The sequence below is a fragment of the Mycolicibacter icosiumassiliensis genome, from assembly GCF_900078685.2.
In the GTDB taxonomy this organism is placed as follows: Bacteria; Actinomycetota; Actinomycetes; order Mycobacteriales; family Mycobacteriaceae; genus Mycobacterium; species Mycobacterium icosiumassiliensis.
Window position 1 is genome coordinate 3,437,891 of record NZ_LT546166.1, and the last position, 22,940, is coordinate 3,460,830.

At 65.1% G+C, this 22,940-nt stretch carries 22 protein-coding genes, 1 tRNA gene and 1 pseudogene; 9 read left to right on the plus strand and 15 right to left on the minus strand.

Annotation, left to right across the window (positions count from 1 at the left end):
• The first annotated feature begins 1 nt into the window (after window position 1).
• From BN4346_RS40375 to BN4346_RS48490, 3 genes are all read left to right on the plus strand, one after another.
• Entirely contained in the window at window positions 2–418 is a 417-nt protein-coding gene (locus tag BN4346_RS40375; RefSeq protein ID WP_067974921.1) for a hypothetical protein, read from the plus strand.
• Between the two features lie 284 nt (window positions 419–702).
• A complete protein-coding gene (locus tag BN4346_RS49555; RefSeq protein WP_067974928.1) occupies window positions 703–3,093 on the plus strand; it encodes a hypothetical protein in 2,391 nt (796 codons plus the stop codon).
• Window positions 3,094–3,335: 242 nt separating this feature from the next.
• A complete protein-coding gene (locus BN4346_RS48490; protein ID WP_067974934.1) occupies window positions 3,336–3,614 on the plus strand; it encodes a hypothetical protein in 279 nt (92 codons plus the stop codon).
• A 17-nt stretch (window positions 3,615–3,631) separates the two neighbouring features.
• Here the strand turns inward: BN4346_RS48490 and BN4346_RS49560 are convergent, their stop codons facing one another.
• The 7 genes from BN4346_RS49560 to BN4346_RS40430 all read right to left on the minus strand — a co-directional run bounded on the left by BN4346_RS49560 (window position 3,632) and on the right by BN4346_RS40430 (window position 9,215).
• A complete protein-coding gene (locus tag BN4346_RS49560; RefSeq protein ID WP_067974937.1) occupies window positions 3,632–4,555 on the minus strand; it encodes a hypothetical protein in 924 nt (307 codons plus the stop codon).
• Window positions 4,556–5,367: 812 nt separating this feature from the next.
• A complete protein-coding gene (locus BN4346_RS40405) occupies window positions 5,368–6,336 on the minus strand; it encodes a DNA adenine methylase (RefSeq protein WP_235653680.1) in 969 nt (322 codons plus the stop codon).
• Between the two features lie 176 nt (window positions 6,337–6,512).
• Window positions 6,513–6,803 (minus strand): glutaredoxin domain-containing protein, encoded by a 291-nt coding sequence (locus tag BN4346_RS49565; RefSeq protein ID WP_078058745.1) that lies wholly within the window; start codon window positions 6,801–6,803, stop codon window positions 6,513–6,515.
• Window positions 6,804–6,894: 91 nt separating this feature from the next.
• Entirely contained in the window at window positions 6,895–7,656 is a 762-nt protein-coding gene (locus BN4346_RS40415; protein WP_067974950.1) for a class I SAM-dependent methyltransferase, read from the minus strand.
• A gap of 149 nt (window positions 7,657–7,805) precedes the next feature.
• On the minus strand, window positions 7,806–8,456 hold the full coding sequence (locus BN4346_RS40420; RefSeq protein WP_067974952.1) for a hypothetical protein: 651 nt from the start codon (window positions 8,454–8,456) through the stop codon (window positions 7,806–7,808).
• A gap of 175 nt (window positions 8,457–8,631) precedes the next feature.
• The gene (locus tag BN4346_RS40425; protein ID WP_067974954.1) at window positions 8,632–8,967 is read right to left on the minus strand and encodes a hypothetical protein; all 336 of its coding nucleotides are present in this window, start codon (window positions 8,965–8,967) and stop codon (window positions 8,632–8,634) included.
• Window positions 8,964–9,215 (minus strand): helix-turn-helix domain-containing protein, encoded by a 252-nt coding sequence (locus BN4346_RS40430; RefSeq protein ID WP_067974957.1) that lies wholly within the window; start codon window positions 9,213–9,215, stop codon window positions 8,964–8,966. Before BN4346_RS40430 ends, BN4346_RS40425 begins: the two co-directional genes overlap by 4 nt.
• An 89-nt stretch (window positions 9,216–9,304) precedes the next feature.
• Here BN4346_RS40430 and BN4346_RS40435 point away from each other — a divergent pair, with 89 nt between their 5' ends.
• Complete coding sequence (locus BN4346_RS40435) at window positions 9,305–9,748, plus strand: helix-turn-helix domain-containing protein (protein WP_078058746.1); 444 nt, start codon at window positions 9,305–9,307, stop codon at window positions 9,746–9,748.
• Window positions 9,741–10,979 (plus strand): tyrosine-type recombinase/integrase, encoded by a 1,239-nt coding sequence (locus tag BN4346_RS40440; RefSeq protein ID WP_067974960.1) that lies wholly within the window; start codon window positions 9,741–9,743, stop codon window positions 10,977–10,979. Before BN4346_RS40435 ends, BN4346_RS40440 begins: the two co-directional genes overlap by 8 nt.
• Before the next feature lie 367 nt (window positions 10,980–11,346).
• Here the strand turns inward: BN4346_RS40440 and BN4346_RS40445 are convergent, their stop codons facing one another.
• Window positions 11,347–11,937: a class I SAM-dependent methyltransferase gene (locus BN4346_RS40445; protein ID WP_067974963.1), complete on the minus strand. Its 591-nt coding sequence runs from the start codon at window positions 11,935–11,937 to the stop codon at window positions 11,347–11,349.
• 86 nt (window positions 11,938–12,023) lie between these two features.
• The gene (locus BN4346_RS40450; RefSeq protein WP_327344739.1) at window positions 12,024–13,451 is read right to left on the minus strand and encodes an alkaline phosphatase family protein; all 1,428 of its coding nucleotides are present in this window, start codon (window positions 13,449–13,451) and stop codon (window positions 12,024–12,026) included.
• Window positions 13,452–13,928: 477 nt separating this feature from the next.
• On the opposite strand from BN4346_RS40450, the pseudogene BN4346_RS40455 reads away from it, so the two are divergent.
• Window positions 13,929–14,321: pseudogene (locus BN4346_RS40455) on the plus strand (hypothetical protein); the annotation flags it as partial.
• Window positions 14,322–14,350: 29 nt separating this feature from the next.
• Here BN4346_RS40455 and BN4346_RS40460 read toward each other — a convergent pair.
• Window positions 14,351–15,499 carry a L,D-transpeptidase gene (locus tag BN4346_RS40460; protein WP_407695146.1) on the minus strand — a complete coding sequence of 383 codons (1,149 nt, stop codon included), beginning with the start codon at window positions 15,497–15,499 and terminating at the stop codon, window positions 14,351–14,353.
• Between the two features lie 235 nt (window positions 15,500–15,734).
• Between BN4346_RS40460 and BN4346_RS40465 the strand changes: the two genes are divergently transcribed.
• Window positions 15,735–15,807: transfer RNA gene (locus BN4346_RS40465), tRNA-Lys, on the plus strand.
• A gap of 20 nt (window positions 15,808–15,827) precedes the next feature.
• Here BN4346_RS40465 and BN4346_RS40470 read toward each other — a convergent pair.
• Both BN4346_RS40470 and BN4346_RS40475 read right to left on the minus strand, forming a co-directional pair.
• Window positions 15,828–18,164 (minus strand): APC family permease, encoded by a 2,337-nt coding sequence (locus tag BN4346_RS40470; protein ID WP_067974973.1) that lies wholly within the window; start codon window positions 18,162–18,164, stop codon window positions 15,828–15,830.
• Window positions 18,165–18,232: 68 nt separating this feature from the next.
• Window positions 18,233–18,460, minus strand: a complete 228-nt coding sequence (locus BN4346_RS40475) for a DUF3618 domain-containing protein (RefSeq protein ID WP_067974976.1) — start codon at window positions 18,458–18,460, stop codon at window positions 18,233–18,235.
• A gap of 93 nt (window positions 18,461–18,553) precedes the next feature.
• Between BN4346_RS40475 and bcp the strand changes: the two genes are divergently transcribed.
• Window positions 18,554–19,027, plus strand: a complete 474-nt coding sequence (bcp, locus tag BN4346_RS40480) for a thioredoxin-dependent thiol peroxidase (RefSeq protein WP_067974978.1) — start codon at window positions 18,554–18,556, stop codon at window positions 19,025–19,027.
• A gap of 273 nt (window positions 19,028–19,300) precedes the next feature.
• Window positions 19,301–20,338, plus strand: a complete 1,038-nt coding sequence (locus BN4346_RS40485; protein ID WP_078058755.1) for an FAD/NAD(P)-binding protein — start codon at window positions 19,301–19,303, stop codon at window positions 20,336–20,338.
• Window positions 20,339–20,348: 10 nt separating this feature from the next.
• On the opposite strand, the gene BN4346_RS40490 is transcribed toward BN4346_RS40485, so the two are convergent.
• Genes BN4346_RS40490 through acpS form a run of 3 tightly spaced genes read right to left on the minus strand, consistent with a single transcriptional unit; the run spans window position 20,349 to window position 22,935 of the window.
• Window positions 20,349–21,143 (minus strand): aminoglycoside 3'-phosphotransferase, encoded by a 795-nt coding sequence (locus tag BN4346_RS40490; RefSeq protein WP_067974981.1) that lies wholly within the window; start codon window positions 21,141–21,143, stop codon window positions 20,349–20,351.
• Entirely contained in the window at window positions 21,143–22,492 is a 1,350-nt protein-coding gene (locus BN4346_RS40495; RefSeq protein ID WP_067974984.1) for a dipeptidase, read from the minus strand. The genes BN4346_RS40490 and BN4346_RS40495 overlap by 1 nt, the downstream gene beginning before the upstream one ends.
• 50 nt (window positions 22,493–22,542) lie before the next feature.
• Window positions 22,543–22,935, minus strand: coding sequence for a holo-ACP synthase AcpS (gene acpS / locus BN4346_RS40500; RefSeq protein WP_067974987.1), 393 nt, complete (start codon window positions 22,933–22,935; stop codon window positions 22,543–22,545).
• Window positions 22,936–22,940 lie beyond the last annotated feature (5 nt).

The following is a 22,940-nucleotide window of genomic DNA, read 5'->3' on the forward strand; positions in this document are numbered from 1 at the left end:
CATGACGACCACCAAGCTCCCCGACACCGTGCTCGACGCTCAGTTGCTCATCCTCGACGGGCTACACGAAGCGCACCATTTCCTCCCACTCAAGCACTTCAGCGGGACGATGCACCCGCGCCTCCTCCACGAGGCTGTGTTTAACCTCGCCTCCGACCGTCGAGTTCACATCACCAACGGGCATCTTCATCTCGCCGCGCCCACCACCGACGGGCAGGATGTCACCGCTACCGCCGCCGAGCAGATCGTGAGAATCCTTGCCGCCGAACATCATCCGCGCACAGCTGTGTGGATCGAGCTTGCCCTCCCCGTCGAACTGGCACCCGCCGTCGAGGACGCACTCACCGTCCTCGTACTCGACGGCAGGATCGCGGTACGGTCCACGGCGGGGCGTCCTTACCGCTTCTACCTCACCTAGCCTCCCCCATCGCCAAGAGCGCTGCCTCGCCTCGTCGTATAACCCCCGCCCCGTCTCCGCCCATCGCGGCACATGCGCTCGAACCGCGTATACCTCGCCGCGTATTCGGGTTGTTTCCTGAGAATATCTCGGGCGTTATTTCTGAACGCGCCTGGTAGACAACGTTTCTGAGAGTTTTTCGAACAGTCCCCCTATACGATTTCATTAAGCGAATACCCCCTTACGCAAATAACCTCACCGGTTGAATTGCCACCTGGCACAACCCAACCCGTGAGGTCATCATCGTGAGCAACAACCGCCGCAATCGCGCCATCGGTACATCAACAGCAGCCGCGACAGCGCTAGCCGCGTTCCTGGCATCGGCACCGACCGCCAACGCGGACTTCGACTTTGACCTGCCCGATATCCCTGTCATCGACCTTGCGGCGGTTCCTGGCGACGCGGCGGCGTTCGACCTCAGCGGCGGAATCGACACGATCTTCTCTGGTACCTACTACGACATCGGGCGCGTGATCGAGACCCTCATGCAGCCCATCGGATATCTCGGACAACTGATTCTGCCTCCAAACCCTGACCTGACGCCCGGGCTGGATTGGGGTGCCGACCCGTTCGCTGGCGTCGGGCAGTACCTCTCGGTCGTCCTCGATGACGCGTGGATGGACCTGCACGGCGGCATGCAGCAGGTGATCACGGAACTCGACCCGATCATGGCTCCCATCAACAGTTTGTTCGCAATTGGCGGCGCGTGCGGTCTGATCTGCAACGGTGCCGACGGAACGGTGGACGGCGCAGCGCAGAGTGGTGGCTGGCTGTTCGGTGACGGTGGTGCGGGCTTCGACGGTGCCGATGGCGGGAACGCAGGTCTGTTGTGGGGTAACGGCGGCGCGGGCGGTGACGGAACCTTCGATGATGGCGGGACCGGAAACGGCGGCGACGGCGGCGCTGCGGGCTGGTTGTGGGGTTACGGAGGGGCTGGCGGAAACGGAGCTACTGCACTGGAAGCTGGCGTCTCTGGCGGCGCGGGTGGTAATGGCGGCAGTGTGTTCCTCTTCGGACACGGCGGCGACGGCGGCTACGGCGGTGATGGTGCCGACGGCACAGACGGCATGAACACGGTCGACGCACTCGCGGGATCGACGGGAGCTGCGGGCATGGCAGCAGGTAATGGCGGCAACGGCGGCACGGGCGGACGCGCTGGATTGTTCGGAACGTTGGCCGGGAATGGTGGAGCTGGCGGCAGTGGTGGTGTCGGTGGAGACGGCGGTGGTGGTGTCGGTGGTGACGGCGATGACGGAATCGCAGGCTCGGCTGGTGTGACCGACCTTGACGCAGCCCCTGGCACTGTCGGCGCAGCGGGTCAGAACGGCGGAGCTGGTGGTGACGGCGGACGCGGCGGCAACGCGGGCGTCGGTGGAAACGGCGGCGGAGGCGCATTTTTCGGCATCCACCCGTTCGGTATCCAAGGTGAGACCGGAAACGCAGGTATCGGCGGAAACGCAGGTAACGGAGCTGACGGTGGTATCGGCGGTGACGGAACGATGGGCACAGCGGGGACCGCTGGCAACGACGGCACGGTAACCAACCCCGACGGCACGGCAGGCGGCGACGGCTTGGCCGGTGGCGCAGGTGGCGCAGGCGGCAACGGAGGCGTCGGCGGTAAAGGCGGCGCTGGAGGTTCCGACGGTAAAGGCGGCAATGCCTCGAACGGCAACGATGGTATCGACGGCGACGGCGCAATCGGTGGAAACGGTGGAGCTGGCGGAACTGGTGGCGACGGTGGAAACGGCGTCGTAGGCGACGACGGACGCGGCGGCAACGGTGGCGCAGGCGGCAACGCAGGCACTGGCGGGGCTGGTGGAGCTGGCGGGACCGGAAACGGCGGGACTGCTGACTCGGGTGCCGCTGGCGGAGGCGTCGGCGGCAAGGGTGGCAACGGTGCCGATGGCGCAGACGGCAAGGGCGGCGTGGCTCCTGGCGAAGCGGGCACCGACGGCGGCAACGGCGGAAACGCAGGCGACGGAGGTCTGAACTCCGACGGCACCCACGCCGAATCGGGCAACGCAGGCAACGGTGGAAATGGCGGCGACGGTGCCGACGGTCGCGGCGGCGCAGCGGACAACCCGAACGGTGAAGTCGGTGGCGCAGCAGGCAACGGCGGCGCAGGCGGGAATTCCAGCCAATACGGCGGCAACTCGGGCAACGGCGGTAAGGGCGGTAAGGGCGGTAACGGCGGGTCTTCTAGCGGCAACGGCGACAACGGACAGGCTGGTGACTGGAACATCGACTGGGGTAACGGCTTCGGCAACGGCGGGGACGGGACCGGTGGCGGTAACGGCGCAGACGGTGGCGCTGGCGGAAACGGTGGAGCAGCGGGCGAACTGCTGAACGACACCGGCCATGCGGGCACGCAGGGTGACGGCGGCGACGGCGGTGTTGGCGGAAACGCCGCTGGTGGAGGTAACGGTGGTCGCGGTGCCGATGGCGACGCCGAGCACGTCAACGGCGGGAATGGCGGAAACGCGGGCACGGGTGGTGACGGTGTAGCTGGCAACGGCGGTGCTGGCGGCACGGGCGCAACCGGCGGGCGCGACGGGGAGAACGGAACCTCGACAGGTGGATCGGGAGACGGTGGAGACGGGGGCGACGGGCAGTGGTGGCGTGGCCGGTGTCGGTAGCGATGGTGGCGCGGGTGGCAATGGTGGCGCCGGCGCGGGTCTGATCAGCGGCAGTGACACGGGCCAGGGCGGTGGCGCCGGCGGGCACGGCGGTAACGCGGCTTCGGCGGGCGCCGGTGGTGCCGGCGGCAACGGTGGTGCAGGTGCGGCGGGTGAAAACGGCGTCGCCCTGAGCGACGGCAACGGCACCAACGGCGGCCATGGCGGCGTCGGCGGTGCTGGCGGTATCGGTGGCGTAGGCGGTGCAGGCGGCAACGCAGGCGCAGCAGGTAACGCAGGTGTTGGAACCGTTTCCAACGGAGGTGCAGGCAGCGACGGTACAGCGGGTCACGGAGGCAATGGTGGCGCAGGCGGTAACGCAGGCGCTGGCGGAGACGGTGGAGACGGCATCACCGTGCACGGCGTCAACGGAAATTCCGACCACGTGGACGGGACCGACGGGCTCGACGGTGGAAACGGCGGACGCGGCGGCAACGGCGGAGCGGTCGGCGTCGGCGGCGCGGGAGGCGTTGGTGGATTGACAGCCACTGGAACCGCTTCAGGACTGAACGGCAGCCAAGGTTCCGACGGTCTTGGCGGCGCGGGAGGCAACGGCGGCGCGGGGGCCAACGGCGGTAACGGGGTTGTTGGAAACGTCGACGGTGGTGCTGGCGGCAACGGCGGCGCGGGCGGAAACGGCGGTGCGGGTGGATTGAACGCAGACGGTTCCCACGCCACCGACGGCACAGCGGCAGTGGGTGGCAACGGCGGCAAGGGTGGCGACGGGTGGAGCTTCGGTCGCACCACCATCAGCGGCGATGCTCGCGACGGAGGTAACGGCGGTGCTGGCGGAAACGGCGGCGCAGGTGGACTGAATGCCAGCGGTCCTGCGGCGAACGCGGGCAACGGCGGGGCCGGTGGAAATGGAGGCGATGGAGAGGGAGCCGCCACGGTCCGACTCACTGACCCCCAGGATGTCAACCACGGCGGTGACGGCGGAAACGGCGGCAAGGGCGGTACTGGATACGACGGCGGCAAGGGCGGTAACGGTGGTGCTGGCGGATACGGAACCGTGAAGCAATACGCGGAGGCACCTGGGCAGGTCAGCGGCGTCGGCGGTAACGGCGGCGACGGTGGTGCGGGTACCCATGACGGTGGACGCGGCGGGAACGGCGGCACCGGTGGTCAACAAAGCGGTGGTACCGCAACAATTCTCGGCGCTCCTGCATCGGACGGCGGCAACGGTGGAAACGGCGGAGCAGGCGGACACCGTGGCGGCGATGGAGGTACCGGCGGACGCGGCGGAACTGGCGGCGGGATCAACGGTGGCGCGAACCGTTCCCGCCGAGCCTGCGTTGCCGTTGGCACTGGTGCCACCCGTTCCGACGTCACCGCGCGCATCGGCGGAAACGGTGGTGTTGGCGGAAACGGCGGCGTTGGCGAGATCGGCGGAAACGGTGGCGACGGCGGTGTTGGCGGTCAAGGAGGTAGGAATTACGCAGGCAATGACGACGGCACCACGGGAACTATCGACCTGAGGACGGGTGACGGCGGAGAAGGCGGAACTGGCGGCAGTGGTGGTATCGGCGGCGCAGGTACCGTGCAGAACGGAAACGGCGGCAACGGAGGTGCTGGCGGTGTCGGCGGGGACTCCACCGTCGAAAACGCGCCTACCGGTGGACAAAACGGCAATGTCGTAGGAACTTTCACCGCACACACCGGCAACGGCGGTGACGGAGGCACTGGCGGAAACGGCGGCGCTGCTGGAGACGGGACAGGCGCAAATGGCACCGACGGTAGCGGCGGCGCAGGCGGTACGGGCGGTACCTCCGGCATCACCTATGCCCCCGGTTCGGTGATCAACGGCGGACCTTTCGGAACGGGCGCAGGCGGTGACGGCGGAACGGGTGGCACCAGTGCCAACGGCAACGCAGGCTCGGCGGGAACGGCGGGCACTCCTGGTACTCCAACCACCATCAACACCAACACGGGTGGCACAGGCGGGGCAGGTGGCACGCCGTAGCCCAGTCCTCGGTGGATGCGGAGGTCAGGAATGGCACGCCCACGGTGGTCGCCAACCGATGAGATCGCGTGTGAGCTAAAGGAACTGGCGAAGGCGGCGGCAACGGCTCGGGAAGCACAATCCCGCGCCCAAGCCGCCGCCCAGGCTCGTGCAGCGACGGTGGTGAGACTCCACGAACGAGGTGTCCCCTACACGGCTCTCGGGCGTGCGATGGGAGTGACGCGGACGCGGGCTGAACAAGTGGCACGCGGGCACCGTGGACGGGCTGCGGGCTAGTTCTCTGCTGAGTCTCTCCGTGCGCGGTACCCGACTGCCCTGCACGCAGGTGAGCAATAGACCTTTTTCCTACCTGTTTTCGGCTGGCGGAGCACTCCCCCGCAGGCTGCACATCGCGTCGGAGTTTCATCACACTGTGCGGAATCGAGGTCGGTGTTTTCATCGGTCAACCGGTCCAGCGGAACGTTGCTCCAGACGATCTCTAGCTTGGGAGTCCTGACGCCGCGTTGTGTTGTGTGGGTGGGGATTTCGTAGCGGAACCAGCCGTCAAGCACCTCGGTGTAGAGGGCATTTTCGTAGGCGCTGATGACGACGTGAGCGGTTGCGGCGGTGCAAAGTTCGAGAAGTTTGCGATGGTCGGCGGGGTTCCGCATTTCGACGCGGTATTCCCCGCCGCGACGGACACCGGGATCGGTCAGGTAGGGCGGATCGAGATACAGGAGGGTTCTCCTGTCGTTGCCGTAGGCTTCGACCATTTCGCTGGCGGGGCGGCACTCCAACGAAACGCCTTGTAATCGCCTAGCTGCGGGGGCAATCCGTCCCGCATACCTTTGCAGGACAACGGGCATCGGCGTTGGCGTCGGCGAGGTGTTATGCCGCCACCCTGTGCGCGTGAGGCTTCCGGTCCTCCCCTGCGTTAAGCCGATCCAGACCCGCCGCGCGATCTCTAGCTCAGGCAGGTCGTCGACGATGGCGTAGGCAAGCTCGCGTTCCGCTCGGCTGTGTGGGGTGAGACTGCAAACACGCTCAAGTTCGGCGGGTTGATCGCGGAGGACTCGCCAGAACGTCTGGAGGTGCCCATCCAAATCGTTGACGGTCTCTTGTGGTGAGCGCTGTTTCGCGAGTAGCACCGCGAGGCTCCCACCGAAAACCTCGACATAGTGCCTGTGCGCGGGGAAACTGCCGACCAGGCGCAGCGCGAGACTCTGTTTGCCGCCGAAGTACGACACTGGGGATTTAGGCACGTGGCGACGTTACCGGGGATTGGTCACGACGTTGCGGAGCGACACCACAATTGCCGATTTCTCCTGTATCATGGGCGGTAGCTCCACGGGTTGGTTGGGCTAACGTCAGGAAACGGCGACCGGGTTTACTCGGTCGCCGTTTCTGTTTGTCTACCTGCGGGTGTCCATTTCGGCGATCATGCCGCCGCCAAACTCTCAATCATCCCCGGGCGGAAACCTGTCCATGGCTTGATTGCTGAGTCGGCGGGGAACACCACGGGGAGGGACGCGAAGCCCTCACCCCGCAGAAACTCCGCCACGTCTGGTGCTTCCGAGACGTCGATGATCCGCACGGGGACACCTAATTTGTCCAACATCCTTTTGGTGCAATCACACTGCGGACACTGCGGTTTCGAGAACACCGTCGCGACGATGCGCCGTCCGTCTTCGGTGTATGCCGTACGTGGGGTTGGTGTTAATGTAGTCATGTCAGTCCCTTCGACTGGAGTTTGGTAGGACAGCCCGCGCGGCGGTTTCCGGGCGTCCCGCGTTTATCGGCTGTCCTGCAATGGTTTCTAGTCAGACCCAGCACCACCCGCCTATCTCTTTATGCGGTCGGCGCGCTTGACGCTGCGTCACGTACCCGTCCTCGTCGATGACGTGGAATGAGCGGCGGGTGCCCTTGATGGGCTTCTCGAACACCCACAGGAAGCTGTGCACCTTGCGGGCGTGCTTTTGGGTGTCCCATCGCCGCATCGACGTTCGCGATGTGGGGATCAACACGAACACGTCCTTGCCGTACAGCCCCATCGACTGCGCATCGAGCAACAACTCGGTCTGAGACCAGCACTGCCGGCCGCTCTCGATTTCGTCCTTGCCCTTGACGAACACGAGCCCGCCCGGACGCAGCACGCGCATCGCCTCAGCCATACCCTCTCGGTACATCGTGCGGATGTCGGCGTGGTACATCCCGCTTGTCGTGTTGGCGTTGTTGTACCTGCTGTCGGTCTGGTGCTTACCGGGGTTGTGAATGTAGGGCGGGTCGAGCACCACGATGTCAGCGCTACCGTCGAGGTCAGGCAGGTCACGGAAGTCCGCCAGCATGACATCGCCGTGACCACCGATGTGCGGGGCAACGTCGCTGCCGGACAGCTTGATTCGAGCGGTGTCCAGCCCCTTCCAGAACGCGCCCTTCCCCCACGTCACATCGCGAACCAGCGAGCCATCGGGGATGTAGAGGCGCGCGACCTCAACGATCAGATCGGCGTTGGTGCCGTTGACGACGCTGACGACCGGTGACTCCGCTTGATCGGGTATAGCAGTGCTGTACGATGTATCCATTGAGCCTCCAGCTCTTTTGGAAAACCCCTGTCGGGTGCCAGCCCATGTGACGGGGGTTTTCTGCTGTCCAGCAGCGGGATTGCTGCGGGATCGTGGGTGTCGGAGAATCGAACTCCGAAGTGCCGCCCGTCGCGGACACACCCTCCGAGCTATGCGTTTTCGAGAGCGCGCACGGCGATGTTGTCGACGCCCTCCTGCCACTTCATGTATCCACCGCCGACGGTGTACTGGTCAGCGGGGTTATCCGTCCCAGGAATCCACTCCACGGTGAGCACGATTCCTGCCTTGGCTGCGGCGTTACGCAGCTCGGCTGCCTTGCCTCCACCGGACTCGCCATTGGCGTAGGTCAGCCATTGCGCGTCCACTTTGAGGGTCAGCGCCAGCACCGAAAGACCTTGCTGCTGGCGGATTTTCCCCGCTAGCCAGACTGCCTTCTTCGCCGCTGCCATCTCAGCTGCGGACTGCTCCCCGATCTCGTCGAAGTCCCTTCCGTACCAGACCGGGTCGCCGTCCTGGTCGCAGACACCGAACCGCCTCGCCGACGCTTTGGCATCGGAGATGAGGGTTATGCCATGCGTCGCAGAGTCACGCTTCTCCTGCGCCGCGCGCGAACGCAGTGCGGCGTAGTCGATGCCGTGCTCCAACAACGCTTTCTTGAACCTCGGAAACCGCTGCTGGGTCATCAGATCATGGCTCTCTGCCCACGCTTTCAGCCCGTGATGATCGGTCAGCGCTCGCAATTCGTCGATGTGTGCAGTCACCAGGTCGGCGACGGTCTTCGGCGGCTTGGTGAGCTTCACCTGCGGTTCCGGTGCTACCGCGACAGGCGACGGAGACATGGAAACCTCCTGGTTAGAGTTGTTTTTACGGGCACGGACCCGGGCTTTCCGCTCACGGTCGTAGACGCGGATTCTCTGCTGTCGAGCGAGAAACTGCTCTGCGGTGACGCATCCACCGGTGCAACGGCGTCCCCCTTCAGCGATTGATCTGCACATCGGTCACCTCCTCGATGAAGGTCTCCACAACGGACGCCCAAACGTCAGCGAGTTCGTTGAACGCGGTTTCGCGCACGGCAGGCGCGATCACGGTCAGTGCACCGCCAGCCCTGTTCCAGTCCGAGTAGTACCGGCGGTTGATCGTGGTAGCTGCCTCCTGGCAGCGAACCCACCCGCAGCACAACCTCGTGAACGCCTCGGAGTGTTGTCCGGTCCCATCGCAGATGTTGCGGGAGGGCACTGCCTCGCGGTTGCCCTCGGCGAAGGCGGTGCTCAATCCGAGCAGGTGGTCGCGGATGGTGGTTACGGCGGTCATGCCGAGACCTTTTTCTTTCCGCGACCGGTGCCAGGACGACGGGCGGCATCGCCAGTCTCGCTGGGCGCGTCGTTCTCCAGCCAACGGTCCAGTTCGTCACGGTGAATCAGCGGTGTGCGCCCGATCCGCTTGATGGTTAGCCGTCCGGCGTGCACCTCATTGCGGATGAACCGTGCGGTTTTCCGCAGGTAAGCGCCAGATTCCGCAAAGTTGTAGAGCGGTGAGATGACCGCTTGCTTCTCAATCATGCGGGCAATGTTACCATAACTTCCGTATCTTACGGTAGAGTGAGGGCAGCGAACGAGAAGATAGGGAAACTGTGGCACAATCAGCCGTCATGGGACGGAAAGCTATCGAGGTCGGTTTAACCGGGCGCACCGTGGCGGCGAACATCGCCCGCTTTCGTGGGCTCCGTGGGCTGACCTTGGCTGAGCTGTCTGCGCGCATGACCGAGGTCGGGCGACCCATGACAGGAAACACGCTGTCCGCCATCGAGAATCGCTCACGTCGCGCCGACGTGGACGACTTAGTTGCCATCGCCGCTGCGCTTTCGGTGTCCCCCGCCGCGCTCCTAATGCCCCTCACCGATGAGGTGGACGACACGGTGAGGGTGTCCGGTGGCGCTGCTGCTGGCGGTTCGGTATGGGACTGGCTGACCGCCGACTCCCCGCTGGACACCTCTATCGTCGCCGCCGAGCGCGATGAGTTCGCCATTGAAGCCTGGCGGCGGGAACAGGTGCCGCCCTGGGCATATCGGCTCCGCGCGGTGGATCGTGGCTAAGCGCTCGAACGCCTCCTACCACGACGAGGGGCACGTACGGGAGTACGAGACCAAGGCCGGTACGCGGTGGAGCTACATCATCCGCGTCCCGAAAGACCCTGACCGTCCCGAGCTGGGCACCAAGTACGCCGAGAGCGGCGGGCACCTGTCGGAGGGCGCAGCCTACGACGCGAAGGCAAAAGCACTCCGTGAGCGCGACCGAGGTCTTCGCGTGGGGTCGAAAACCCCTACGTTGCAGGAGTTCGGTGAGCAGTGGCTGAACTCGTTAGCCTTGAGTGAGTCCACCGTGGGTGGGTACCGCCGTCAATTGACGCGGCATGTGTTCCCTCGCATCGGCGATAAGCCGATAGACCAGATCAAGACCACGACGCTGAATGAGCTGTACAAGATCATGGAGACCGAACCTCCGCTGAACGTCGCAGAGACTGGGCGGTGGTCGAAGGCAGACCCGTTGGGTGCCAACAGTATTTCGAAGATCGCCACCACCCTCGGCGCGTTGTTCGACGCAGCGGTGGACGACCACCACATCCTTGATAACCCCGGCAAGGGACGGCGGGTGAAGAAGCCGCCGAAGTCCAAGATCGTAGAGCAGGCACCGACCATGGTGGTGTGGAACCAGCAGCAGATGACGGCGTTCCTCGTGTGGTTGCGTGATACCCGCCAGGACTCCGACTACACGCTGTGGAAGATGTACGCCGCAACCGGAGCGCGACGGTCAGAGATTCTGGCGCTGCGGTGGTCGGACATCGACTTCAAGAACCGCCGCGTGCACATCCGCCGCACTCTGAACGTCGACAAGCCCGGACACACCAAGAAACCGAAAAACGGCAAGTCGCGGGACTTCGCCGTTTCGGAGTCGACCATCGCAGCGTTGCGGGAGTGGCGGAAGACCCTGATGGCGCTGCGTGGGCTGAACCTGGCGCACGGCTCGGCATGGGTGTTCCCGATGGTCGGCGACTGGGAGCGGCACCGTAACCCTCAGAGCACCAGTCAGATGTTCCAACGCCGCGTCGAGTGGGCACAGAAAGACCTCGGCGTCGAGGCGCTGCCGACCATCCACCTGCACGAGGTGCGGCACTCGGTCGCGACCATCCTCATCAGCGAGGGCACCGACCCGAAGACGGTCAGCGAACGGCTCGGGCACGAGTCCGTCCGAATCACCCTGGACATCTACACCCACGTCACCAAGAAGTCCGACGACGCTGCTGCTGCCCTGCTGGACTTCGGCTGATCATCCCGCCCACACGGCGCTGGTAATCCATTTTCGAACGCCTGTTCGCCGCTGCGCGGCTCCATCCAATACGCCATCCAATAACCGCCCCCAATCCATGCCTTGCGGATACCTCGACACTCGCCTGAAAAGGTGCCCAATCGCCTGGTCAGCGGCATGATTCCGTATCTTACGGAAATGGCTGCTCGCGTAGCCCACGGGAGTTCGAGTCCCGTCAGCCACCCCAACAGGTGGGAGGGCATTTTTGCCCTCCCACCTTCTGCGTTCTTGCAGATGGCCACGCCCGCCACTGTCGCGCCAGCGCGAAGGCCGCAGACGTATGCGCCTTTGCCAGCTGGAGACAACAGGCGATAAGCCGTCGTGCAGCCTATGCGGCCTTACCCCGGGTGAACTCCACGATGTCTCGCCACCGGGTTCCCGTCGTCGACTTGAGCTCAAAGCCCCTGGGTTCGAACAGAGCACATAGTTCGGCGACGCTCAGTCGATCGGGGTCGAGGAAGATCTCCTGGAAGACCAGCCGCCCACCCGGCTTGATCACCTTCTGCAATGACACCGCACACGCCGCTTTGTCCGGAACCTCGCCGAGCACGCTAGCCAGAAACGCAACATCAAAAGTGTTGTCGGGGAAGGGAAGCCCATCACTGGCGTCACCCGAGTGAAACTGCACATTCCGGTAGCCGGCAGCGTCAACTTTTTGCTTCACCTTGTCGAGCATCTGCGGTTGGACGTCGAAAAGGTCGAGGTGGCCGGTCGGCAGCCGGCGGGCGATCTCGATACTGAAGATCCCCGGACCAGGTCCGATCTCTAGCACTCGTTCATCTCCGCGAAGCGTTAGCTGCTCGACCACGCCACCAGGATTGACCAGGCGTCGGTGAATCGGATTGTCCAGTACGAAGGCGGCCTGGTGCGGAAAAGGGAAGTCGCCGACCCGCCGCACCTGGTGTATCAGGGTGTCCATCCATGTTGTAGGCATGAAATTAGGGTACCCTAACTTGCCGGATTGGTGTCACCCGTGGCCGTGGATCAGCCTCGCGCCGCCGCGACCTATTCGGCGTCCAGCAGCCAGGGCAATTCGAATCCCACTAGCGAATGGTCGGACGCAAAAAGGTTGCTGTCCCCCGTGAGCAGCCCCCAGGGGTCGGAGAATTCGGAGGCACCCGGCAACGGCGGGTCGGTCGGCGCGATGACTCCCGATCCGGTCAGGTACGCGACGCCCCGAGCCAGCGCAACGCTGGTGTCGACCACCAGACCGCCCACGAAATCGTTGATCTGCTGGGCAAATTGAGCCAGTCCACTGACCAGGAAGATGTCCTGATCGACGATCGACTGCAAGAGCTTGTCGATCTCGGTGACGACCAGATTGAGCCCATAGGGAATGGAGGTGACCACCGTGCGGATGGCCAGCGCGATCTCGTTGCCGATATTCGGATAGCCATACATCGCGAGCGCATCGAGGAGCGCCTGCTTGAGGTCGGCCGGTGAGACGATGCTGTTCAAGATGGTGGGGTCATTGACCATCGAGACGCCGTCGAAGTCCGACCGCAGCGGGACCCCGAACAGCGACAAGATCGTCGGCGTGATGTCCACCGTGGAGTAGTTCAGGTTCTGACTGCCGTCGGTCGCGTGATCACCGGCCTGATCGAAGATGACGAAAGACGATGTCTCGTTGGGCGACTGGAAACCGTGCCCCAGGATGTCGTGCGACTGCTGGTGTCCGTGATCGGTGGTGATGATGATCGACCAGTCGTCACCGGTGATCGCCTTGACCTGCGCTACCGCGGCCAAGATCTGCTGGATGTTGGCGCCGACATTCACGACCGCTTGGGCGTATTCGGCCGACCCGCCACCGAATCCGTGCCCGGCCTCGTCGACCTGCACTTGGTAGGAGAACAGGAAGCTCGAGATGTCGTCCGGATTGTCCGCGGTCGCCAAAATCTGGGCGATGGTCTGGGCGGTGACCAGCGCGTCGGCGTCGGCCCAGTTGGTCTCAAAGGGGACGAAGATGTTGTTGTCGACCGGATAGCCGCCCGCCGCAGCGATGTCGTTGATGTAGTCCCAGTCGGCGATCACGGTGGTGTTGATCTCTGGCTTGTAGTACTCGAGCAGGTTGAACACCGTCGGCCACAGGTTGTACGGCTCGGGGCTGAACAGGTTGTTGGTCACGCCGTGCTTGTCGTCCCAGACTCCGGTGAGGATCGTCGTCCACGACGGGCCGGAGAAGGTGGTGTGGTTGGTCAGGCTCGCGGTTCCGGTAATGCCTTGGTCCATCGCGGTTTTGAAGCCGCTGTCTTGGTTGTAGGCGTACTCCAGGATCTTGTCCAAGTTGGTGCCGTCGGTACCGATCAGCAGCACGTGCTCGGCGGCAAGCATCCAATCGGCGGTCAGCGCGGACAGCCCCGGCTGCGTCCCGACCACCGCCCCCGTTCCGGCAACCAGGCCGGCGACGGACGCACCACAGAGAAACCGCTTCATCTTTGTCACGTCTGATTCCCTCGTCGGAGTTTGCGCGAGACTGCCGACGACCCTAGCAATCACACAGGGAATGCTCAGGGATTGCCAGGAATTCGTCCGGCGCCCAGCAAGGTTTCCAGAACGCGATGTGGTCTCGGCAATCGCCGCCGCGTTCGGGGCTTAGTGAGCGAGCGAACACCCGCACATCCACGTTCGAGACGACCGGCGCCCATCATCGAGCTGACCTGCTGTGACGGCTGCTCAACCCACGATTGCCGAACCGCTAGGCATCCATTTGAGGCGCGCCTTTCCGCGCGGCGGGTTGATGTCGAGGTAACGTTTTGGTTACGGTTCCCTGCGTGCTCACGCAAGGACTAATAAATCTGCGCATCACCCGAAGACGGACCGCCTCCGCCGCCGGAGGACATTCCGCCCCCTCCCCAGGACTGGGGGCCGCCGGCACCCGATCTGGTGACCAATTGGTCCATGCCGGCGCCGCGCGCGCTGCCGCCGGGGATCGCCAACGAGCACGGCATGCAGGTCAAGACAATCCTCGTCGCGCGCGACATCAGCGAAGCGTTCCCGCAGATTCACGACATGATCGGAGTGCGTCCCGACGGCCAGCGCTGGCATCCCTCCGGCTTGGCCATCGACGTGATGATCCCCAACCCCGGCAGCCCGGAGGGCATCGCGTTGGGAGACCAGATCGTCGCCTACGTCAGCCAGAACGCCGGTCGATTCGCCATGCAGGACGCAATCTGGCGCGGCACCTACTACACGCCGGCCGGGCCCAGCGGTCGCGGCAACGGCCACTACGACCACGTGCACATCACCACATTCGGCGGGGGTTATCCCAACGGCAACGAGGAGTACCTGCGCGAGGAAGCCTAACCGCCGCCGGCCAGACGCCGCCTACCGCGTCAACGCACCGGATCGTTGGCGTTGCCGGCCTGCCACTGCGACCACGGCACGTTCCAGTCGCCGAGGCCCTCGGTGCCGGGCAGCAGTGAGCCGCTGGTGTTGTTGATCTGCACCACGTCGCCGCGCTTGACATGGTCGTAGAACCACAGCGCGTTGCTGGGGCTGACGTTGATGCAGCCGTGGCTGGTGTTGGAATAGCCCTGAGCACCGACCGACCACGGGGCCGAGTGCACGAAAATACCGCTGTAGGAGATCTGGGTGGCCCAGTCGACATCGGTGCGATACCCGTTGGGCGAGTTGACCGGCACCCCGTAGGTCGACGAGTCCATGACGATGTGCGCGAAACGCTCCCCGACGATATAAGTGCCGTTGTTGGTCGGGGTACTTTCCTTGCCCATCGACACTGGCATGGTCTTGACCACTTCGCCGTTGATGCGCACCACCATCGACTTGGTGTCGTCGTCGACGGTCGCGATCACCTCGTCCCCGATGACGAAGTGGCTGGCCGCGTTGTCCTGCCCGTAGACCCCGTTGCCCAGGTCCACCCCGTAGGTGTTGACCTGTACGTCGACGTTGGTGCCGGGCTTCCAGAAGGCCTGGGGGCGCCAGCGCACCTCGCGATTGTTCAGCCAGTAGAACGCGCCCGCCACCGGAGGTTCGGCGGTGATGGTGATCGCTTTCTCGGCGGCCTCGCGGTCAACGATGTTCTCGTCGAAACGAATCGCTACCGGCTGACCGACGCCGACAACCTCGCCGTCGCGCGGCATGACGTAGGGCATGGTCAGGTTCTGCGGCGAGTGCGTCTGAAACGTCATCTGCCGACTGGTCACGCCACCGAGGCCCAGCGCCTTCGCGTCCACTGTGTAGCGCTTGTTGTAGCCGAGCTGCTCGGATGTCGCCCAAGTCAACCCGTCGGCACTGAGCTTGCCGTCGACGACGGCGCCGTACTCGTTGACCATGGTGACCGAATCGAGCACGCCGTCCTCGGCGACCACCGTCACCGGCGCGTCCACCGCGACACCGACAGCCTTGTCGGTGACCGACGCAGTGACCTTGGGAATCAACAGGTCAGCGAAGGGGGTGCCCTTGTCGGTGATGATGTTGGCCGCTTCGGCGTCGGCATTATTACCGCACGCACTCAAGCTCATTACCGCGGCCGGAACCATCAGCAATGCCACTGCCCGGGACCCGAACCCCCGGCAGCGTGCCGCCAAACCAACCTGCCCCATGCTTTTCCCACCTGACCGTGCTGATGCTGCTCGCAGGGAGTCTAGTGGGTAATCGAGACTGCCGCTGTGCCGTCCCGAAGACCGCTCTGACGTCGCGATTTCCTCTCCCGGCGCGGCGCCTGTTATTGTCTCTTTCGCGGTTCTTGACCGCACGGCGCCGTTAGCTCAGTTGGTAGAGCAGCTGACTCTTAATCAGCGGGTCCGGGGTTCGAAACCCTGACGGCGCACTCAGATCGGCCATTTCGTCCTATTGCGACGCTGTCGACTCTTCCGTCGCCCCAATAATCCGATAACTCGGATCGGACATGTACACCGGTCCGTTGCCATTCCGGCGCGCCTTGCCCGTGAGAGCAACCACGTCACCGGGGCTGATGTCGTCGCCCCGCCCCGCATGAAAGGTCGCGCGCAGCTCACCGGTGCCATCCCCGACCACCGCCACACGGACCGGCTTGCCGCGGCTGAGGGTGTCGTCGACCTCGTTGACCCGCCCCTCGACCGTAGACAGCTGACCAACGATGAGGGCGTCCACCGCGATGGCGTTCGGTGGCGGCGCCGGATGCTCGTAGCGGTCCACGTCCTGCTGGTCGTGGCGCGCCACCCACCGCTGCAGTTTCCCGACCTCGCGCACAACGCGCTGTTCGAACAGATCCGGGAAGGCCTGCCGCACGCGCGACTGCACGTCGTAGGGCACGATCGTCGCCGCCGCGTCGGGAACCAGGCTCACGGCCTTGGCGATCTTGTCGGCGGTGCGATCGTGCAGCAGACGCCCCAACAACGGCGCATAGGTGCGCCGGGGCAGCAACACCGTCACGTGGCAGTCCCGATATTGGGCACGCGCAGTGTCGACCAGCTGCTGGGCGGTACGGGTCAGCCGGCGGTCCGGGCAGTCGACCACCCGCAGCGGGGTGTCCAGCCCGTAGTACTCCCAGCGCTGCTGCAACAACGCAGCGTGGGCGGCGTCGACCACCAGGTGCACCGCGACCAGGTCGTCGGCGTAGAGCCCTTTGCCGTAGCGCAGGGCTTCGATTACCGCCAGGTCCAGCGAATGCACGAAGACCATTACCCGGTGCCGGGCGTATTTGACGACGTCGGCCCGGTTGGTGCGGAATCGCTCCAGGATCGCGGCCTCGGCCCGGTACTCCCGGTTGAGCCGGATCAGCACCACCACCAGTAGCGGGAACACCACGACGACCAACCAGGCTCCCTCGGTGAACTTCGCCACCGCGAAGATCCCCACCACCACGGTGGACAGCAGGCCCGCCGAGAAGTTGATGGCGAGCTTGTACCGCCACCCTGATTCCCGATGCGTCACATGATGTTTGGCCATGCCGTAGCCGGCCATCGCGAATCCGGTGAACACCCCGATCGCGTAGAACGGCACCAGCGCGTTGACCGAGCCACCGGTGACCACCAGCAGAGTCACCGCCAGGACGGTGAGCACGATGATCCCGTTGGAAAAAACCAGCCGATGCCCGCGCTTGGTCAACTGGCGGGGCAGGAAGCGATCTTCGGCGACGAAGCTGGCCAGCATCGGAAACCCGTTGAAGCTGGTGTTCGCGCCGGTGAACAGGATCAACGCCGTCGCCGTCTGCACCAGGAAGTACAGGACCTGCCCCACCCAGCCGGCGCCGAACACCGCCCGGGCCACCTGGGACAGCACCGAGGGATATCCGATCGCATACGGCGGGGTGTGGGTGCGGTAGGCGAGGTAGGTGACCCCGGCCAGCAGGAAGCCCAGGATGCACGCCATTGTGGTGAGCACTCGTCGGGCATTTTCACCCTGTGGTTTTTGGAAGACGCTGACGGTGTTGGAGATGGCTTCCACACCGGTTAGCGACGACCCGCCGTTGGCGAATGCGCGCAGCACGACCAGGACCGTCGCCCCCATGATCAGCCCGTTGCCTTGATGGACCGGCACCGCTCCGGGGAGGTGCTCCGCGTCGTAAACCGGTAGACCCCAGAAGATCTCGCGCACTACACCGGCGATGATCATCAGCCCGAGCATGCCCACGAAAAAGTAGGTCGGTATCGCGAACGTCCGACCGGCTTCTCGCACACCGCGCAAGTTCGCGTAACACATCACGATCACCACCGCGACGGTGATCTCCAGGCTGTAGGGCCCCAGTGGGCGGATCGCCGAGACGACGGCGACGGTGCCGGCCGCGGATTGCACGGCGACGGTCACCACGTAGTCGATGAGCAGCGCCGCGGCGGCGACCTGCGCCACCCGGGGGCCGAAGTTCTCCCGCGAGACGATGTAGGAGCCGCCGGCCCGGGTGTAGGTCATCACCACCTGGCGATACGACGCAGTGACCAGCACCAGGATCAGCAGCACCACGCCGGTGATGGGCAGCAGCAGTGCGAAGGCGGCCAGGCCGGCGAACGGCAGCAGCTCGATCAGGATCTCTTCGACACCATAGGCGTTCGAGGAAATCGCGTCGGGTGAAAGTACTCCTAGTGCAACCGGATTCGATAACCGCTCGGAGCGAAGCGCACCGGTGACCAGCGGCCGCCCCAGCACCAGCCGTTTGAGCGTGTAGCCGATCGGGTCAGGACGCGGAGCCGGGGGCTGTTGGGCGCGCACCGAAATATCTTCACCCCGGCGGCGTCACGCCACCAGACCCAATTTTCGCGCGGGTGCGCGCGGGGACCTCAGCGGTTGCGGATTCGGCGAATCGCCAGGACGAGAATCAGTCCACCGACGCCCGCCAGCGAAGCCATCACCGCAGGCTTTGTGACGATTTCGACCGCCCGGGCCTTGGCGCGATCGGCCAGGTGACGGGGGTTAGCCCGGTCCGCGAGAATATCGACCGTCGAAGCCAGCTGCTCGCGGGCTTGATCGATGTCCTTCTTGATCGTGTCGGGATCGCGTTCCGCCACTGTCGTCCTCCCTGTCCGATGCTGCCCCTGTCGAACTACCCTAGAGCAGCCGGGGTGGACCTCACGCTCCGGCGAGCAGAAAGGGGCTTTTCAGTGACCGACACCGCACGCCTGGCGCCCGGCGATGAAGCGCCCGCGTTCAGCCTTCCCGACGCCGACGGCAACACCGTGTCACTGGCCGACTTCCGGGGACGACGGGTTGTCGTCTACTTCTACCCGGCAGCGTCGACCCCCGGCTGCACCAAGCAGGCCTGCGACTTCCGGGACAACCTGCGCGAGTTCAACGACGCCGGGCTCGACGTCGTCGGCATCTCCCCCGACAAACCCGCCAAACTGGCCAAATTCCGCGACACCGAGGGATTGACCTTCCCGCTGCTGTCCGATCCGGACCGGTCAGTGTTGGCGGCTTGGGGCGCCTACGGCGAGAAGAAGATGTACGGCAAGACCGTGCAGGGCGTCATTCGTTCGACGTTCGTCGTCGACGAGCAGGGCAAGATCGCCGAGGCCCAATACAACGTGCGGGCCACCGGGCATGTCGCGAAGCTGCGGCGCGATCTGTCGGTCTGACCCCCGCCGCCCGAGAAGGAGCAGCTCATGCCTGTCATTCGGACGAGTTTGTGGTTCGACACCCAGGCGCAAGCTCGACATCGCTGCGCTGGAGGCGGCAGCAGATGGGCGCTGACCACAGCTCACAATCAGGTCTTGTGACCTGATAAGGACAACCCCGATACCACGCCCGCGCCGTCGGGTGGACCATTGTTCCCAACGGTCGGGCTTGGGTGGCGCCTCCGACCGAGCGACCAAGGCGGCGCGCCTCCTATCCCGTTGGAAGGCAGGAAGATGACTGGGCACAGCTGGGCAGTGATCGGAGCGGGTCCCGCTGGAATTGCCGCGGTGGGCCGGCTACTCGACCATGGCGTCCCCGGGGACCAGATCGCCTGGATCGACCCTGACTTTGCCGCCGGTGATGTCGGCACCAAATGGCGCGCCGTCCCGGGCAACACCCATGTGTCGCTGTTCCTCGACTATTTGAACGGCTCACCGTCGTTCCGCTTCGCCGAAGCGCCGCACTTTGAGCTGACCGACGTCGATCCCGGCCAAACCTGCCCGCTCGGCCTCGTTGCCGATCCGCTGGTATGGATCTCGGAACACCTGACAGAGCGGGTCACGTCCATTCGGGCGGTGGCAACACAGCTCACACTCCGCAACCGCCAGTGGCTGGTGAGCACCGGCGACGCCGAGATCGAAGCGAAGAACGTGATTCTGGCTGTCGGTTCGGTGCCCAAGAAGCTTTATCATCCTAACCTGGAGGAGATTCCGATCGAGGTGGCGCTGAACCCCGACAAGCTCGGACAGCTGGTGTCGGATGACGCCACGGTGGCCGTCTTCGGTTCGTCACACTCATCGATGGTGGCACTGCCCAACCTGTTGAACACAGGAGCCCAGAAGGTCATCAACTTTTACCGGAGCCCAACCAAATACGCTGTCTACCTGGGTGATCAGATTCTGTTCGACGACACCGGCCTGAAGGGAAATGCCGCAACGTGGGCCCGGGAGAACATCGACGGGACCTACCCCGAGCGCCTGGAACGGTATCGGGTAGACGACAAAGAGTTCTCCGAGCAGCTCCAAGCCTGTAGTCACGTTGTCTACACCGTCGGGTTCAGCCGACGGCAGCTGCCCGCAACCCCACAGTGGGGCGAGCTGGAATACGATCCGGTGAACGGGATCCTTGCTCCGGGACTGTTCGGAGTCGGGATTGCGTTCCCCGAGTACGGAATCGACTCATTCGGCTCTGGGCAGTATCGGATCGGTCTGATCAAGTTCATGCAGCGCCTCAATACCGCACTACCGCTGTGGTTGCAGTACGGCACATAGCTTTCCACGGTCAGGGACCGAGGGTCCACAGCAGCCGGTAGTAGTCGATGCGCTCTTGGTCTCGTCGGACTCCATAGGCGTCGAGGAGCACATCGGTCCAGTCGGCACCGTAGTTCCATTCGGTACTCCAGGTGGCGACCGCCAGATCGGCCCAGCGGTCGGCAATCCCGAGTTCGCCGAGGTCGACATGCCCGGTGGGGTGCCCGTCGTCGTTCAGCAAGGTGTTCGGCGCGCAGGCATCACCGTGGCACACCACCAGCCGGTCAACCGGGGGCGGATCGGCCACTCGCTGCAACGCCTGCGCGACGGTGAGGCCGGTGAACTCCGCAGGCCACTCACCCGGATTATGTTGACCGGAACGACGGTTGGCGTCCTCAACCCGCCCCTCGGCGCTCCAGTCAAACGGGCATGTCGCCACCGGCAGGGCGTCGTGCAGCGCCCGCAGTCCCTGTCCAATGCCCGTCACTGCCGGGAGCGGGTCGGCGATCCACCGCGCCGCGACCGCATTCGTGCCGGGCAGTGCCGCGGTGACCAGCCACTGTCCTTCGTCGTTGCCACCGTGATCGAGTACGCGCGGCACCGGCGTGTAGCCGAGCGCCCACCGCAGTCGCGCCACCTCGGCAGACAGGTCGATACCGCTGTCGATCGGCGACCACTTGATGAAGCGATGGCCAGTGGCGCCGTCGACCTCGAACGTGGTGCCGCCGACCTCGTTGAGCCACACCGGGCGTGGATCGTCGTCCCCGGCCAGCTGCCGTACCGCATCGGGCACGGTCTGCGGCAATTGCGGCGGGCCAGCGATCATCAGGCAGGCTGACCGCCCAGCTTCGCCAGCAGCAGTGCTTCGGCGGTAGCGGCGCGTTCCAGCACTCCCAGGTGCAGGCTCTCGTTGATGCTGTGCGCCTGTGTGCCGGGATCTTCCACTCCGGTGACCAGGATGGTCGCCTGGGGGTAGGCGGCGGCGAACTCGGCGATGAACGGGATGGAGCCGCCCATGCCCATGTCGATGGGTTCGGTGCCCCACGCCTGGGCGAACGCGGCCCTGGCGGCGTCGTACACCGGGCCGGTGGCGTCGATGGCGTAGGGCTGACCGACGTCGCCCGGGGTGACGGTCACCTGCGCTCCCCACGGGGCGTGCTGCTGCAGGTGCGCGGTGAGCGCGTCCAGGTGGGCGGCGGCGTCCCCGCCGGGGGCCACCCGCATGCTGACCTTGGCGCGGGCCCGGGGAATCAGCGTGTTCGACGATGCGGCAATGCTCGTGGTGTCGATCCCGATGACGGTGATCGCCGGCTTGGCCCACATCCGTTGCGGCACCGAGCCGGAGCCGATCTCGGCCACCCCGTCCAGCAACCCGGTGTCGGCGCGCACCCGATCCGGCGGGTAATCGACTGGCGCGGCGGTGCTTTCGTGAAGCCCGGCGACCGCGACGTTGCCGTCGTCGTCGTGCAGGCTGGCCAGCAGTCGGACCAGGACGGTCAGCGCGTCGGGCACCACGCCGCCCCACAGCCCCGAGTGCAGACCGTGGTCCAGCGTCGCGACTTCCACTACGCAGTCGGCCAGCCCGCGCAACGACACCGTCAGTGACGGAATCTCGGCGCTCCAGTTGTCGGAGTCGGCGATCACGATCACATCGGCCTGCAGCGCTTGGCGGTGCGCGGCGAGCAGCGCCCCCAGCGACGGTGATCCGGACTCCTCTTCGCCTTCGACGAAGACCGTCACGCCGACCGGCGGATGGCCACCGTGCGCCCGGAATGCCGCCAGATGTGTTGCGATACCGGCCTTGTCGTCGGCGGTGCCGCGGCCGTAGAGGCGCCCGTCGCGTTCGGTGGGCTCGAACGGCGGTGAATCCCACTGGCGTGCGTCGCCTTCGGGCTGCACGTCATGGTGGGCGTAGAGCAACACGGTCGGTGCACCCGGGGGCGGCGGATAGTGCGCGATGACCGCCGGCGCACCGCCTTCGGCGACGATCTGCACCTGCGGAAAACCGGCCTGACCCAGTAGGTCCGCGACGCGCTGGGCGCTGCGGTGCACCTCGGGGCGCCGCGCCGGGTCGGCCCACACCGACTCGATGCGCACCAGGTCCTCCAGGTCAGCCCGCACCGACGGCAAGACGTCGCGGACCCGTTGGATCAGTTCCATATGACGAGCAGACATGAAAGCACCCTACGACGCCCCATTTTGGGAGCTTTCACGACTGCTCGGCGTCAATTGATCTCGAGGATGGCAACGGCGGCGGCAGTGTCGGCCTCGTGGGTCAGCGACACGTGGATCGTCACATCGGCCAGATGCTGCGCGATCTCACCGGAGAGCCGCACCTTCGGCCGGCCCCACATGTCGGTCACCACCTCGATGTCGCGGTGAATCGCCTCCGGCAACACCGGTTTCTGCGCGAACCGCGACCCCGACCACGCCTTGATCACCGCCTCCTTGGCCGCCCACCGGGCCGCCAGGTGCCGCGCCGCCGACGAACTCTTGTCGGAGGCGTCACGCCGCTCCCCGGGGGTGAACGTCTCGGCGAACACCGTCCCGGGTTGGTCGACCTGCTCGGCGAAGTCGGGAATCGACACCAGATCGATCCCGACACCAACGATGCTCATACCCG

Coding starts and splice junctions, on each gene's coding strand:
- BN4346_RS40375 (WP_067974921.1), top strand. CDS start 2: ATGACGACCACCAAGCTCCCCGACACCGTGCTCGACGCTCAGTTGCTC.
- BN4346_RS49565 (WP_078058745.1), bottom strand. CDS start 6,803: ATGACTACATTAACACCAACCCCACGTACGGCATACACCGAAGACGGA.
- BN4346_RS40415 (WP_067974950.1), bottom strand. CDS start 7,656: ATGGATACATCGTACAGCACTGCTATACCCGATCAAGCGGAGTCACCG.
- BN4346_RS40425 (WP_067974954.1), bottom strand. CDS start 8,967: ATGACCGCCGTAACCACCATCCGCGACCACCTGCTCGGATTGAGCACC.
- BN4346_RS40430 (WP_067974957.1), bottom strand. CDS start 9,215: ATGATTGAGAAGCAAGCGGTCATCTCACCGCTCTACAACTTTGCGGAA.
- BN4346_RS40435 (WP_078058746.1), top strand. CDS start 9,305: ATGGGACGGAAAGCTATCGAGGTCGGTTTAACCGGGCGCACCGTGGCG.
- BN4346_RS40445 (WP_067974963.1), bottom strand. CDS start 11,937: ATGGACACCCTGATACACCAGGTGCGGCGGGTCGGCGACTTCCCTTTT.
- BN4346_RS40450 (WP_327344739.1), bottom strand. CDS start 13,451: ATGAAGCGGTTTCTCTGTGGTGCGTCCGTCGCCGGCCTGGTTGCCGGA.
- BN4346_RS40460 (WP_407695146.1), bottom strand. CDS start 15,499: ATGAGCTTGAGTGCGTGCGGTAATAATGCCGACGCCGAAGCGGCCAAC.
- BN4346_RS40485 (WP_078058755.1), top strand. CDS start 19,301: ATGACTGGGCACAGCTGGGCAGTGATCGGAGCGGGTCCCGCTGGAATT.
- BN4346_RS40490 (WP_067974981.1), bottom strand. CDS start 21,143: ATGATCGCTGGCCCGCCGCAATTGCCGCAGACCGTGCCCGATGCGGTA.
- BN4346_RS40495 (WP_067974984.1), bottom strand. CDS start 22,492: ATGTCTGCTCGTCATATGGAACTGATCCAACGGGTCCGCGACGTCTTG.
- acpS (WP_067974987.1), bottom strand. CDS start 22,935: ATGAGCATCGTTGGTGTCGGGATCGATCTGGTGTCGATTCCCGACTTC.